This window comes from Bradyrhizobium sp. 2TAF36 (assembly GCF_052114925.1).
Taxonomy (GTDB): Bacteria; Pseudomonadota; Alphaproteobacteria; order Rhizobiales; family Xanthobacteraceae; genus Bradyrhizobium; species Bradyrhizobium barranii.
This window is the reverse complement of the sequence record NZ_JBFRFR010000088.1, coordinates 1-13,652: the sequence shown is the minus strand read 5'-3', so window position 1 is coordinate 13,652 and position 13,652 is coordinate 1. Positions and strand designations below refer to the sequence as shown.

The window sequence follows — 13,652 nt, the reverse complement described above, 5'->3', positions numbered from 1 at the left end:
CATGCACATTTCCCTGGGCAGTTTTGTGATAGCAACCGACGACGTCATTTCCGCAAGGACAACGCCTTCTGCCGTGAAGCCAACGCTGCGCCAATGAACAGCGCAACCGCCGATACGATCAATCCGCGTTCCAGACCGCCCGGGCCGTCGGCGATCCATCCCACCAGGGCGGGGCCGATGATCTGGCCGAACGCAAATACCACCGTGAACACACTGATCGCGGACGACCATGATTCTTGCGGAAGATTGTGCCGCACTAACACGGTGGTCGATGCGACCGCCGATAGCAGGACCATCCCGAAGGCCAGCCCCGAGAAGAACACGACTGGCACCGCCGAAGTCATGGCCGGGAAAATGGAAACGATGCCTGCGATGGTGTTGAAGATCGCGAGCGACTCCCCGCCTTTGAAGCGATCCAGCATCGGCGCCCATAGACGCGATGACAGGATGACCGACACCCCCAACAGCGTGTAGAACAAGGTTATCGTTTCGGCCTGCATGCCCTGCTGCTTGAGCAGTGTGATCACGAAAGTCATGTAGGCGATGTAGCCGACGCCGAACATGAAATAGCCGGCCAAGGCAAATCCGAAATCTTTCACGGCAAAATTGGATTTTTTGCCGTGATGGGCAGGCATTTCGCCAATCGCCTTTGCCGGCATTGCCATGATGGCAGTCGCGAGCAGGCAGGTGACGCCGAGGGCGAGCCACGCCCATTGCCAGTCATGTGCACCGCCGAGCTGCGGCGCGGCGGAAAGTGCCGCAGGCACGAGCAGCGCGGAAAGCGCGATGCCGAAACCTGTTCCGCCGTAATAGAGACCGATCAGGAACCCGGCCCGCTCGCGGTGCATCGAGCCAAGTCGGGTCGCCAGAACGCCGCCGATGACGAAGACGGACGCGCTCGTTGCGCCTGCGCCAAGGCGCAGCAGGATCAGGGCGGTGGCGTCGGTCACCAGGCCCGACAAGAGCATGAATATGCTGGTTGAAACTGAGCCAATGATCAGCAGTCGCCAGATGCCGAGGCGGCGCATCAGCGCCGGTATGGCCAACGCACCGATGAAGTAGCCGAGCGCGTTGGCCGTGTTCATCGAGCCGGCTAATAGATAAGACCAGCCAAGATCGGTACGCATGGGCGTCAGCAGGAGCCCGTAAGACAAACGGGAAATGCCGAGCGCGATGGCGGCTGCCAGTGACAAGGCGAGCGCCGTGGCAATCGGATAGCGTGGCAGGGGTAGCGGAGGCGCGGTGTCAGACGACATGGGGTGGCCGATGCTGAATTGATAATTTAGTGATCGATAAAATTCAGGGTGACCCTTGTCAACGAAATAGAGTGAATGCTAAATAACGAATAGGAGATCGAGACAATGCCCCGCCCGAGAAGCTTCGACATAGATGAAGCGATCAAAGGAGCGACCGCACTGTTCTGGAAGAACGGCTATGAGGGGACATCGCTTGCGGACCTGACCTCAGATATCGGGATCGCGCCAGCGAGCCTCTATTTTGCTTTCGACAGTAAAGCGGGTCTCTTCAGGCGGGTGCTGGACTATTACTATAGGTCGTACCTTGGTCGCGTCGATGAAAAGGCCTTGAGCCAAGCCACGGCACGCGAGGTCGTTAAGACAATGCTCTATGGGTTGGTAGACCTCTATACGGATAGAACTCACCCCCCGGGGTGTCTTTCAGTTAAATGTTCCCAGGCGTACGCAAAAGAAGCCGAAGTTCAAGAAGAGTTGACGAAGCTTCGTCACGCTCGCCGCAAAAGGTTGGCTTTACGTTTTCGTGCAGCGCAGGAGGATGGGGATCTGCCGCCTAATGCAGATCCGGACGCGCTCGCGGTATTCGCTATTGTCATAGGTTGGGGATTGGCTTTTGCGGCGCAGACAGGCGCAAGTCGGGCAGACCTTCGCCGTACGGTCGAGACATCGCTCGGCGGGTGGCCGACCTAGGAATGTCTGCTGACCAAACTTCGAGCGCTGTTGGACCGCCATTGTCCAGGAGATTAGATGAACTTGAGCGCATCGATATCCATTCGACGTTGGAGGAGCAGCGCGGCGGTTTGCCCCCACGAGCGAGCATTCTAAGGCTGGTCGGTTCGGATATGAATCTTCTCTCGCGGCTATTTCTGCTGGTCGCTGTCGCCCTGCTACCGGCGATTGCAATCCAGGCTTATAGTGAACTCGGCAGGCGTGAAGCGCGCCGGGYCGAAGTGGAGAATCAGGCGTTGAGCCTGGCTAAGCTTGCTGCCGCAGACCAGCAACAAATCGTCCAGGGAATCCGTCAGGTCCTGATCGCGCTGTCGGAACTGCCGGCGATAAAGGCGGGAGACAGCGCTGGGTGCGATTCCTATCTCGCTGCGATGAAGCCGCGATTCCCCGCGTTCATCACTCTTATCGTGACCGACGTGAATGGTCTGACATTCTGTCACACCGACGGCGGTCGCCAAGCGGTTGACATCTCCAAACGCGCCTACTTCGAGACCGTCCTCAGGACCAATTCCTTTGCGGTCGGGGAGTACTCGCTAGGGCTCTCGTCCAAGCGAAGAGTTATACAGTTTTCGATGCCGTTCTACGCCAGCAATGGCAAGATGGGCGGCGTCATCGTTGCAAGCCTCGGCTTGGATTGGCTGGCCGACTACATCGCTCGAAAGGGTGTACCTGCGGGCGCCGCGCTTGCAATCACGGACCGCGTGGGCACGTTTCTCGCCCGCTATCCTAATAACGACCGGTTCGTTGGCACAAAAATGTCCCGCAAAAATTATCCGGACCAGAGCGGCGCGTTCGATATTGTCGACGTCGATGGTGTAGAGCGGATCGAAGCCTCATCTGTCCTGCAGGATAGTTTGGGGGCAATTGTTGTCGGCTTCGGCCTCGACAAGGCGCTGGCTTTCAATGAGATCCAGCGTCAGACACGGCGCGACATCTTCTTGATTGTCCTGAGCACGGCGCTGGTGTTGCTTCTRACATCATTGGGCGCCCGTCGGTTCATCCATCGCCCGCTCGGGCAACTGGTTGACGCCGCGAACCAATGGCGGCTCGGCGACTTTGCCCGACGTGTGGCTACCAGCGGTACTTCGGAAATTGTGCACGTTGGCGACGCGTTCAATACCATGGCGAACGCGCTAGAGCATCGCGAGCAGGAATTGTCCAAGGCGAAGGAGGCCGCTGAGGAGGCCGCTGTGCGGATCACCACGATCTTTGAGAGCACCAACGACAGCGTGCTCATCGTCGATTGGGATTGGCGTGTCACCTATCTCAATGGGCCGGCTTGGGCCCTTTTTGCCGAGGGCCGCGGTATCGTCGGCATGAGGCTGTCCGAGCTGTTTCAAGGCGAGCCCGATAGGGAGATCTTGCGCGAGATCGGGGAGGCGATGTCGGAACAGCGGCCGGCATTCGTCGAAGCGTTTTGTCCGCGTCAAAATATCTGGTGCGCGATCAATGCTTTCCCCTCCAGCCAGGGCTTCGCGATCTTTCTTCGCGATATCACCGAGCACAAGCATGCGTTGGAGGCGCGCCGCCAGATCGAGGAGCAGTTTCACCAGAGCCAGAAAATGGAATCCGTCGGCCAGCTCACGGGCGGTGTTGCTCATGACTTCAATAATCTGCTCACGGTCGTCTCCGGTAACCTCGAACTCATTGAGACGGCTGGGGATGTTGTTAAGATCCGCCAGTTCGCCGCAGTCGCTCGCCATGCCATTGATCGAGGGACAAAGCTGACGGCGCAGCTTCTTGCCTTTTAGCTTCTTGCCTTTTCACGGCGCCAGACCTTGAATCCAAAGCTCGTCAACGCGAACCAGCTCATCGGTGAATTTCAAGGACTCATTCGTCAGGCTGTTGGAGCCGGATGCAAGATCACGCTGCGGACCGATGATCGGTTGTGGCTATGCCACGTCGATCCGGCGCTGCTGGAAACCGCACTTCTCAACCTGGTACTCAATGCGCGGGATGCTATGCCTGATGGTGGCGTACTTGAGATCGCGACGCAGAACATCGTTGTCGAGGAGGACGCCGTTGCAGGTTGCCCGGCCGGACCATACGTCATGCTGTCGGTTACCGACACCGGATGCGGGATGTCCCCCGAGGTGCGCGATCGGGTGTTTGAGCCATTCTTCACGACCAAGGAGGTCGGCAAGGGGACCGGACTCGGCCTCAGCATGGTCTACGGCTTTGTCCGGCAGTCTGGAGGGCACATCGCGGTCGACAGCACGGCGGGCGTGGGAACCACGATCGCTCTGTATCTGCCCAGAGCCGCGCAAGGACCTGACGCGGAGGAAGAAGCCAGCCAGACTCAAGCCATGCCGACAGGTTCGGAGCGTATCCTTGTGGTCGACGACAACGAGGATCTTCTGAAGGTCACTTCGGAGATGTTGGCCATTTTCGGCTATCAGGTTTCTTCCGCCGGAAATGCCACCGACGCACTTAAAATGTTACAGGCCGAGCAGGATTTTGAATTCCTGTTCACCGATGTCGCAATGCCGAGCGGCATGAGCGGTGTCGAGCTTGCACGCGAAGTTAAGCGAGTCAAGCCAAGCATAAAGATCCTGCTGACTTCAGGCTATGCAAGAGAGATATTAGAGCGGCAGAATGCAGTGGATGAGTTCCCGATCATCGCGAAGCCTTATCGTCTCGCAGAGGTGGCGCGGCGCATACAGGCAATGCTGCATGAATCATGATTGCGTCATTCGGAATGGCGCCTCGGGCTTTCGATTCGTCGCGCCATGACGGTAATGCTGGACAACGTATTTGTCGAACGGAAGTTGATTATGCAGCAAACTCATTCGTCTCTTAATCAGCGGTTTTGTCGGACCATCTCCCAACCGATGAGTGAGCGACGTTTACATTCACCATCGGCCAAGCCGGTCTAGCGCCATCTCTGGCCGTCCTTGCCTCGCAGTCGTTTCTCGGACGCGCTCGCAATTGGAGGACTAGGCTTACACGGAATATCGCGGTTCGGCCGACATCCGGGCCGAACTATCTGACGCGCTTGCAGCGTTCACGGGCGCACCGGTTTCGGCCGACGATGGCACAATCGTTACGCCAGGCACACAAGGCGCGCTGTTTCTGGCGGTCGCGTCGCTGCAGGCGACAGGGTCGCGATCGTTCAGCCGGACTATTTCGCCAACCGGAAACTTGTCGAATTCTTCGGAGGCTATCCGGTGCCGGTGACGATGGACTATCTCAGCGGCTCGATTGAAGCCGGTCTCGATCTTGCGCAACTCCGAGCCGCGTTCGAGGACGGCGCGCGCGTCTTTCTGTTCTCCAACCCGAATAATCCGACCGGCGCCGTCTATTCGAAGCGTGAAATCACCGAGATCGCTCGGCTCGCCGCCGCGTGCGTCGCGCAACAGCGCCTCGAGGCTTCCGAACAGACCCAGTTCCTCGAGGTAGAGCGGACTCAATCCTTGAAGGATACGCTTGTTGGCCTGCTGCAGGGCTTCGGCCGCCTCGACCAAGCCTTGCAATGGCGCGCTGCTCTCGGGCGCGCTTTCCGAGAGTGCCGCGACGTTGGCGCGGATTGCAGCGAGGCGGTTGGCCTCCCGGCAGAACTGTTGGATCTCTGGCGGACCGGTGAGAGGAATGACCGCATCGTAGTCGCCCTCGCGCATCCGGGTGAGGCCGGCGCCCAGTCGCTCCATCGGGCGGATCGTCCTTCCGGCAACCAGATGCGTGCCGAACGTGGCAAACAGCATCGGCAGCGAGCCGGTTGAGATGATCGCCAGAAAGCCCATCCATTTTTCCCAAATGTCGGCCGACAAGTCCGGGGAGTACGCGATAGCGCCGACCCGGACAGTCCCTATGTCGATCGGATAGCTCTTCGCGAGGTCAGAAATGGCGAGGTTCGAGACGAACCAGGCCGGCACCTTACTGCCGTTAAAGCGCGCGGTGCGCTTGGGCGCAGCCGTGCCCCCAGGAAGATACCCGACCGCCTCGACGTTTCCGAGATTGGTGCCGAAAGCGTCGAGCATCTCCTCGGGATTGCGGGGAGCCTTCAGTGCCGCGTTGAGAGCGTTCGCGACCGCTCGAGCGGAGCCGGCTTCCTGCTCGTTTTCGTACTCGAACTGGTCCGGCGAGAAGACGAGAAGTGCGACCGCTCCGGACATCAATGCGCTGAGGATCATTGCGGCGATCGGCAACAGCGGCCGCTGCCGGAAGGAAAGTACGCTCCAGATCTTGTGCAATTCGTGCTCCTTCGAGCGCAGATGCCTCATCTTCTGTTCGGGCAATTCCGAACCAATGAGGCCCCCGCGGCGTTACCGTCGTGTGAATCGAGGAATCGTTGGTGCAGGATAAGGCAAAATCGGTCGTTCGAGTGCTGATCGTCGACGACCATCCTGTCGTCGTATCGGGATGCCGCGCTCTGTTCGCATCGGACCCTTCCGTTGAGATCGAGGAGGCCTTCGACGCGAAGACGGGTCATCGGGCATTCCTGCAGAAGCATCCGGACGTGACTGTCGTGGACCTCAGGCTCCCCGATCTGACGGGCTTCGAACTGACGCGCCGGATCCGCAAGGATAACCCGGCCGCCCGGATCGTCATGCTCAGCGTGAGTGATGATCCTGCCTTCGTGGCGCGCGCCGTCGAGATGGGCATTCAGGGGTATGTCTCGAAGAGCGACGATCCCCGTATCCTGGCCAAGGCGATCCGGAAAGTGGCCGCGGGCGAACGCTTCGTCTCCCCCCGACTGGCCGAAGCGACGACCTTCGCGGGCGCGGCGATCAAGGCCAGCCCCCTGACGCAGATGAGTGCACGCGAGCTCGAGATACTGCGGCTGTTAGGCCGGGGCGACCGGATATCGGAAGTCGCGTCGGAACTCGGCATCTCCTACAAGACCGTCGCCAACACGACCTCGGCGCCCAAACTCGGCGCCAAAAGCCATTCGGACCTCGTCAGGATCGCCGTCGAGATCGACCTGCACTGACGAAGCAGCCATTCAACTCGTCCCTTCACGCAGCCGCCGGAAAGATGCGGCGGCCCATGTGCGCACAGCGAGGATTGTCGTCCAGAGCTTCGCGAACCACGGAATGGTCAGCAGCTTGGGCTTGACGATGACGAAGAGCCGTTCGACCACCACCAGACTGAGCAGATAGCACGTCACGATCATGGCAGTCCCGGCGATCCAGTGACCCTCCCCGGCAATCGCGACCGCGACCAATTTCAACGGCTCTACCGTCGCCGTTGGCACCGCCAACAGAAACAGCGATTGGTAGGGTCCGAGGTTTTCGATCCGTCGTTTGAGGCTCATGAGCAGCTCCTGACCTCCTCAACTGCGCAGCGAGCGGCGACGTTCCATCGTCGGAACATTTGCCACTTTCTCCCGTTGGATGGGCCCCACTACTGATCAAGGAGTTCGGATATGAAGAAAGATTTCGCAATCGGATGTCTGCTGGCGGCAACGATGGCAACCGGCTCATTCGCGGCGACCACCGTGCTGACGGCGGCGCCGACGGAAAGTTGGACGGTGACGAATTACTACAAGCAGGCCGTGTACGACCCGAAGGAAAGCAAGATCGGGGAGATCGACGACGTCCTCGTCGATAAATCGGGCAAGATCACGGGACTGGTGATCGGCGTCGGCGGATTTCTCGGTGCCGGCGAGAAGGATGTCATCGTGCCGTTCACCGCAGTCAAGACAGCCAAGAAGAACGATAAGTGGTGGCTGACCCTCGACGAAACTAAGGACGAGCTGAAGGGCGCGCCGGGATTCAAATATGATAGAGCCAGCACCACCTGGGTGCCGGAAAAGAAGTAGGCAGGTCGTCGCGGAGAGCGAGCAGGATTTTGACGCTCGCTCTCCGGTCTAGCAGGAGGTGCTCCGTTCGTTGGCGCGCCTGCAGCCCTCCGCTTCCACGCAGTCTACCGACCCCGGGTAATCCGATGCCGGCGAGGCGTGCTCCGCTTCTCGGCGCAACCAAGGAAGTAGGAAAACGTGGGACGGGCAAATCCAAGGGTGAGCCGAAAGAAACCGAGCGGGTTAAAGTCGGTCGATTCCAAGGAGAAGGCCCCGGCGAAACCGGGGCATAAGCCGTTGCCACTTGGATCGGACGCACGCAAGAACGCGCGCGTCGTGTTCGCTCTAGCAATCGTCGCGCTCTCCCTTTGGACCGCCGCAGGCTTTCTCTCCGCGTTGATATGGGCCACCATATTGGCCATTGCTCTGTGGCCCCTCTACACAGCATTCGCGACACGCCTGACCTCGGGCCCATCCGGCTGGGCCGCGTTCGCCTTCACGTGCTTCGTTGCCATCATCCTGTTCACACCCATGTCCCTCGCAATCTACCAGGTAGCGCAGCAAAGCGGGGACATCGCGGATTGGCTGAAGAAGGCCCGCGAGAGCGGCATCGAAGTGCCCGATTGGATCGCCCGCCTCCCGATTGCGGCGGAGATCGCGCAGCAGTGGTGGCGAGCCAATCTTTCGGATCCGCAGGCGGCCAACGGCTGGTTGAAAGCGACCAGCGCCGACAGCGCGTCGGATCTCTTCAACACCTTGGGCGGCCAATTGCTGCATCGCATGTTCATGCTGTTCTTTTCGCTAGTCGCCCTTTTTGTCCTGCTCAGCAACGGCCGCTCGGTCGCCAGCCGTTTTCTGGAAACAAGCGAAAGAATCCTTGGCCATCCCGGCGAAGGCGTGGTCGAGAAGATCGTCGATTCCATCCGCGGCACGGTGAACGGTACGGTCGTCGTCGCGGTCGGTGAGGGACTTTTGATTGGCGTCGGTTATCTCGTTGCGGGCGTGCCAAACGCGGTCATGTTCACCATATTCACTACCGCTTTTGCGATGCTTCCTTTCGGGGCCTGGGCGGCCTTTTCCGCGGCGGCGCTCACCTTGATATCGAACGGAAACGAAGCCGCGGCGGCGGGCGTCTTCTGCTGGGGAGCGGTGATCATGCTCGCCGGCGATCATTTTGTATGGCCGGTGCTGGTAGGTGGTTCGGCTCGCTTGCCCTTTCTGTTCGCTTTCGTCGGCATCTTCGGCGGCCTGGCAGCCTTCGGACTCATCGGCCTATTCCTCGGGCCGGTCGTCATGGCGGCCCTGTTGACGGTATGGCGTGAATGGGTCTTCCGACCCGTCGCGGCGACRCAGTTCGACTAGTCGGAGCAGCAGTATCTCTGCGTGGCGACGGCATACGGCCGCGGCCCACGTCAGCGCCAGCTTGGTAAGATTGCTCATGGGTTCTGAAGGCGAGGGGAATCGCTGCCCGGCAAAAGCCTATTCTCCGGCCGCCGAGAGTCTCGCGGCCCTCGTCGTCCCCTCTTGACGTGCTCATCGCCGAAGGCCGGCTCGCCATCGGCGCGCGAAGAGGGATTCTTTCGCAGTCGAATCCCGGCCCTTCGTGAACTCGTTCTCGCGCTTACGGAACAATCCGATCGGACGCTTGTTCGCCCAAGTTCCCGGCGGCGAACTTGTAGCTCCAAGCAGGCGTTTGTTCACATAGGTTCTGCTAATGTCACCGTCCGATCCAGTCAGGAATGCTCACGATCGACGCCAACGAAGGCTATTGATCGTGCTGGCTCTGGGATTTGCTGTTTTCGGCGCCGCTGCGGCCGCCCTCTTCTACGTCTTGCAGCCCGAGACCCTCCGGATCGCCGTCGGACCCGCAGGCAGCGACGACCATCAGGTGGTCCAAGCGATGGCCGGGGCTTTCGACGAGGAAAGCAGGATGGTCAAGCTCTCCCCGATCACGACGGAAGGAGCGGCCGAATCCATGGCTCTGCTGGGCGCCGGCAAGGCCGACCTGGCAATCGGTCGCGGCGACCTTAGCATGCCTGCCGACGCGCAGACACTGGCCGTCCTGCGGAAGAACTACGTTGTCCTGTGGTCGCCCTCCGGGCGACCAGGCAAAGACTCCAAAAAGAAGGCCAGCGGCAGGATCGGAGAGATCGCCGATCTGGCGGGTCGCAAGGTCGGCATCATCGGAAGGACCGGAGCCAACCTCGCACTGCTACGGACCATTCTGGTGGGCTCCGGAGTGGAGCCGGACAAGGTAGCGACCGTCCAATTCGGGACCGAAGAAATCGAAAAACTTGCGCAAGACGCCACCCTCGATGCCTATCTCGCCGTCGGTCCGCTCGACAGCAAGATCACTGCCGCCGCGATCGCCGCGACTTCGCGATCGCGCGGAGCTCCGAAGTTCCTTCCGGTCGAAGCATCCGAGGCGATCGCTCTGAACAACGCCCGCTACGAAGCTGAGGAAATTCCGGGCAGTGTCTTCAACGCGAAACCGGCATGGCCCGAGGACAAGGTCGACACCATCAGCGTCAACCATCTCATCCTCGCCAGAAAAGAACTGTCGGAAGCCAAGGCGGCGGCCTTCTACCGGCAGCTTTTCGCTGTCCGCGACTCCATCGCGCAACGTGTCGCCGGCGCCGCGCACATCACGAAGCCCGAGACGGAGAAGGAGGCGGAGCCCTCCGTGCACCGGGGCGCCGCAGCGGTCATCAACGGGACCGAGCGGACCTTTCTGGACAAGTACAGCGACTACTTTTGGTTCGCCTTGCTTCTTCTTTCCGGGATCGGTTCGGCCGCCGCCTGGCTGCGTCGCTATCTGAACCGGGACGAGCGGGACGACACCACCAGCCATCGCAACCGGATTCTCGCCGTGGTCTCGGAGCTTCGCGATGCAGGGTCGGAACAGGACATTCTAACATCGCAACAGGAAGTCGACGCGATCATCGGCGAAACCCTGAAGTGCTACGATGATGGAGCGATCGAACAGGATGACCTGGCCGCATTCGGACTGGTCCTTGAACTGTTCGATCATGCCGTAGCCGAACGGCGAGCGGCGCTGCAGAGCGGCCCCGCCGATCAAGCAAAATCTCCGGGTCCAACCCTTACCTCTCGCCGGTAGGCGCACCCGCAGGACTGCCCCGTGGAACGTCTTGGCTTCGTGAGCCTTGCCTTCTCAGGTCGGAGGATCCAATGGCGCGCGTCTGGAATACACCGATCTTCGCTATCGCTGCCATCTATTTTGCCGTCGATGCGCTGTTCTCGGCGGTCACGGAACCGATCACCGCATGGCTCAGCAAAAAGAGGCTGCTGGAACGGGTTCGGCGTTGGGTAACGTCGTTGGGGCCCTATCAGTCCTTCGCTCTATTTGCGGTGCCCGTCGTCATATTGGAGCCAGCTAAGCCCCTCAGTGCCTATCTGCTCGGTACCGGCCATTTTCTCCCGGGAGCGATCGTCTTCATTGCCGCGGAAGTCCTGAAGCTGACCGTCGTCGAAAGACTTTTTCAGCTGAACAAGAAGAAATTGCTGTCGATCCCTCTCTTCGCCTGGGGCTACGGATACTGGCGACGAATGATGGATTATCTGGAGTCCACCGGGGCATGGCGGACGTCTCGCCGAATGCTCTCTGAAGCTCTGGAGCGGATCGGGAATCTGAAGTCGAGACTGCAATCCCAATTCCGTTCTGCCGGGGCGAGGCGGCTCAAGTAGGCGGCGCCTCACCGCGACGAGCGGGGCTCGGTCTTCGGCTTGGGAGCCGTCGCTCAAGAAGCACCGGGCGGCCTTCGTCGAGCGTCGTCGTATGATCGGCGGCCCACTGGCTGATGAGCCGCCGGTCGCGCGGCGAGTAGGAAAAATCACCCATCCCGCCCCTCCGCCCTCCACCTTGTTTCCGAGATGCCGCTGATCGACTTCGGATCGAACGGCAAGGCTTGATTTCGTAAAGAAACAGGCGGCTCATTCGCTCGATCTTTGGCTCAACCCTTCGTGCTGGCAGTCTTGTCGAGGGCCGCGCGCAGACCCTCGGCAAGCTTCACGGCGTCGCCGTTCRCCCAGAAGTGCATGAAGAACAACCTCGGCTGCTCATCGAGCATGTGACTGTGCAGCGCGGTCACCTCGATGCCGTGCGCCCGCAGCGCCAAAATGACCGGGTTGACCTCGTCGCCGGTCAACACGAAGTCGCCCGTGATGGCGGCCTTCCCGCCGCCGGTGGGCTGGAAATTGATGCCGATCGCCACACCCATAGGACCGACGGGGGGCAATGGCATGCCCTCTTGCGTGATCGGGTCGCGCCGCCTCACGATGAACTGGTAGACGCCGCCGTTGGCCCGGCCTTTGACGCCGATGATCTGGTCGAGCTTCGCCGTGTCGAGATCGACGGCCGGCGACGGGCTCGCCGGCGCCCCGACGGTCAAAGGCGTCTTGCTCTCGGCCAACGCATCGTGGATCGCGGAGGCCAGCTTGACGGGGTCGCCGTGGCCGGCGACGTGCATGTACAACGTCGCCGGACTCGCGCGCAGCAGATGGTTGTGCACGGCGGTGATCTCGAGGCCGTTCGCGATCATCTTCGCCATCACGGGATTGATCTCGGTCTCGAGCAGCACAAGGTCGCCCATGACCATCGCGCCGTGTCCGGGCTTGAGTGCAACCCAGCCGCCCAGCGCCAGCGCCGRCTTGATCGTCACGCCGCCCAAGGTCACCGATAGGTCGCTGCGCGGGAAGAGGTAGCGATGGACGTCGTCGGAGACCGCGGCCTTCCTGCCGAGGGTCTCGTCGACCTCTTGCCAATCGATCGCTTGCGCGCGTGCCATGTGGACGAAAGGCAGGTAGGCGAGAGCGAGGCCGATCACGATGAGGGGCCAGACTGTGCGTTTCATCGTACTCCTCCACGTCAGTTTCGTTCTTTGATCTGGCCGCTGCTGTCGATGATGAGCGTCACCGGCTTTCCGTCCTTCACTGCCTTGGCGGTGATGCCTTCGGCCGTGGACTTGACGTCTTTCACCTGCGAGTAGCCGGCAGCCTGGATCTTGGCGACCAGCTCTTCCTGGGTCAGGGCGTGGGCGGGGGAGAGCCCTGCAGCAAGCGAAACGAAGAGCGCTGCCCTATGAATCGTCGATGTTCGCATGTCTGATCTCCTGGTTGTCCCCGCCCCAGAAGTCGTCCTGCCTCCGGCCTCACCTGACCTTGTTGATCGGCCAGATGTGCGTCTCTTTGGTCCCGTCGCGGCACCATCGGTAGAACGCGTCGTAGAGCAGGAAACCGGCGTTCAACTGCTTGAGGTCGTCGTAGAACATGCGCGAGGATCTCGGCAGCGACCCTGCCGCACCGCAGCCACGCCGCGGCGCCTTCGCTGAGCTTCTTGCCCTTGTGGCAGATCACGACGACGGACTGGGCCATCAGGCGGGACGCCCAATCCTGGACGTCGAGATGCGAGCGCCGCACGGCGCCAGGAATCAGGCGCGGGTCGGCCGAAAAATCCTCGTCGATGCGCACATCGATGAGCGTCGGCGCGGCCGCCGTGCCTATCAATCGAGACAGTCTGTCGGGTGGTGTACGATGCTGACATGCTGCGCCCTTGGTGATCAGGACGCGATTCTTGGGCATGACGTCTCGCGGGGAGATCGCACATCCCCGTGGCGCGAATAAAAGCCCGCATGGTGCTGCTGTCAACCTGGGTACGGCGAAGGATTCCAAGAAATCATCAGACGGACGTCACGGAGATTTCATCCGAAGTTCGGAACTAAGCCGACGCATTGGCGTCACGTTGGGCTTCAATGGAGCCGCCGACCGAGCTTTTTGATGATTTCCCGGAGATCGCTCGCATACTTCCTCCAGACGCGAAGGCTTAGGCTCCGGAAAATCCCTGCCTCGTTGTGGTCGGTCCGTATCTTTCATTTGATCTGGTTGGCGATGATAGCAGCCGCCTTGGTCTACCT

Annotated in this window: 12 protein-coding genes and 3 pseudogenes; 9 read left to right on the top strand and 6 right to left on the bottom strand. The window is 60.6% G+C overall.

Features of this window, described 5'->3' with window-relative positions:
* Positions 1-44 precede the first annotated feature (44 nt).
* Positions 45-1,256: a YbfB/YjiJ family MFS transporter gene (locus tag AB4Z51_RS37080; RefSeq protein ID WP_441499086.1), complete on the bottom strand. Its 1,212-nt coding sequence runs from the start codon at positions 1,254-1,256 to the stop codon at positions 45-47.
* 105 nt (positions 1,257-1,361) lie between these two features.
* On the opposite strand from AB4Z51_RS37080, the gene AB4Z51_RS37075 reads away from it, so the two are divergent.
* The 4 genes and pseudogenes from AB4Z51_RS37075 to AB4Z51_RS37060 form a co-directional block, all read left to right on the top strand.
* Positions 1,362-1,943 (top strand): TetR/AcrR family transcriptional regulator, encoded by a 582-nt coding sequence (locus tag AB4Z51_RS37075; protein WP_441499085.1) that lies wholly within the window; start codon positions 1,362-1,364, stop codon positions 1,941-1,943.
* 2 nt (positions 1,944-1,945) lie between these two features.
* Entirely contained in the window at positions 1,946-3,733 is a 1,788-nt protein-coding gene (locus AB4Z51_RS37070; protein ID WP_441499084.1) for a HAMP domain-containing protein, read from the top strand.
* A gap of 27 nt (positions 3,734-3,760) precedes the next feature.
* Positions 3,761-4,666: an ATP-binding protein gene (locus AB4Z51_RS37065; protein ID WP_441499083.1), complete on the top strand. Its 906-nt coding sequence runs from the start codon at positions 3,761-3,763 to the stop codon at positions 4,664-4,666.
* 423 nt (positions 4,667-5,089) lie between these two features.
* Positions 5,090-5,263, top strand: a pseudogene (locus AB4Z51_RS37060) (pyridoxal phosphate-dependent aminotransferase); the annotation flags it as partial.
* Between the two features lie 291 nt (positions 5,264-5,554).
* Here AB4Z51_RS37060 and AB4Z51_RS37055 read toward each other — a convergent pair.
* Positions 5,555-5,683 (bottom strand): annotated as a pseudogene (locus tag AB4Z51_RS37055) (histidine kinase); the annotation flags it as partial.
* Positions 5,684-6,273: 590 nt separating this feature from the next.
* Here AB4Z51_RS37055 and AB4Z51_RS37050 point away from each other — a divergent pair.
* The gene (locus AB4Z51_RS37050; RefSeq protein ID WP_441499082.1) at positions 6,274-6,912 is read left to right on the top strand and encodes a response regulator transcription factor; all 639 of its coding nucleotides are present in this window, start codon (positions 6,274-6,276) and stop codon (positions 6,910-6,912) included.
* A 12-nt stretch (positions 6,913-6,924) separates the two neighbouring features.
* Here AB4Z51_RS37050 and AB4Z51_RS37045 read toward each other — a convergent pair whose 3' ends face one another.
* The gene (locus AB4Z51_RS37045; RefSeq protein ID WP_441499081.1) at positions 6,925-7,236 is read right to left on the bottom strand and encodes a hypothetical protein; all 312 of its coding nucleotides are present in this window, start codon (positions 7,234-7,236) and stop codon (positions 6,925-6,927) included.
* A 111-nt stretch (positions 7,237-7,347) separates the two neighbouring features.
* Here AB4Z51_RS37045 and AB4Z51_RS37040 point away from each other — a divergent pair, with 111 nt between their 5' ends.
* From AB4Z51_RS37040 to AB4Z51_RS37025, 4 genes are all read left to right on the top strand, one after another.
* A complete protein-coding gene (locus AB4Z51_RS37040) occupies positions 7,348-7,743 on the top strand; it encodes a PRC-barrel domain-containing protein (protein ID WP_441499080.1) in 396 nt (131 codons plus the stop codon).
* 198 nt (positions 7,744-7,941) lie between these two features.
* A complete protein-coding gene (locus tag AB4Z51_RS37035) occupies positions 7,942-9,084 on the top strand; it encodes an AI-2E family transporter (protein ID WP_441499079.1) in 1,143 nt (380 codons plus the stop codon).
* A 352-nt stretch (positions 9,085-9,436) separates the two neighbouring features.
* Complete coding sequence (locus AB4Z51_RS37030; protein WP_441499078.1) at positions 9,437-10,840, top strand: TAXI family TRAP transporter solute-binding subunit; 1,404 nt, start codon at positions 9,437-9,439, stop codon at positions 10,838-10,840.
* A gap of 71 nt (positions 10,841-10,911) precedes the next feature.
* Positions 10,912-11,427 carry a hypothetical protein gene (locus AB4Z51_RS37025; protein WP_441499077.1) on the top strand — a complete coding sequence of 172 codons (516 nt, stop codon included), beginning with the start codon at positions 10,912-10,914 and terminating at the stop codon, positions 11,425-11,427.
* A 266-nt stretch (positions 11,428-11,693) separates the two neighbouring features.
* On the opposite strand, the gene AB4Z51_RS37020 is transcribed toward AB4Z51_RS37025, so the two are convergent.
* From AB4Z51_RS37020 to AB4Z51_RS37010, 3 genes and pseudogenes are all read right to left on the bottom strand, one after another.
* On the bottom strand, positions 11,694-12,593 hold the full coding sequence (locus AB4Z51_RS37020; RefSeq protein ID WP_441499076.1) for a DUF1259 domain-containing protein: 900 nt from the start codon (positions 12,591-12,593) through the stop codon (positions 11,694-11,696).
* Positions 12,594-12,607: 14 nt separating this feature from the next.
* Positions 12,608-12,841, bottom strand: a complete 234-nt coding sequence (locus AB4Z51_RS37015; RefSeq protein ID WP_441499075.1) for a hypothetical protein — start codon at positions 12,839-12,841, stop codon at positions 12,608-12,610.
* Positions 12,842-13,014: 173 nt separating this feature from the next.
* Positions 13,015-13,320, bottom strand: a pseudogene (locus AB4Z51_RS37010) (rhodanese-like domain-containing protein); the annotation flags it as partial.
* Positions 13,321-13,652 lie beyond the last annotated feature (332 nt).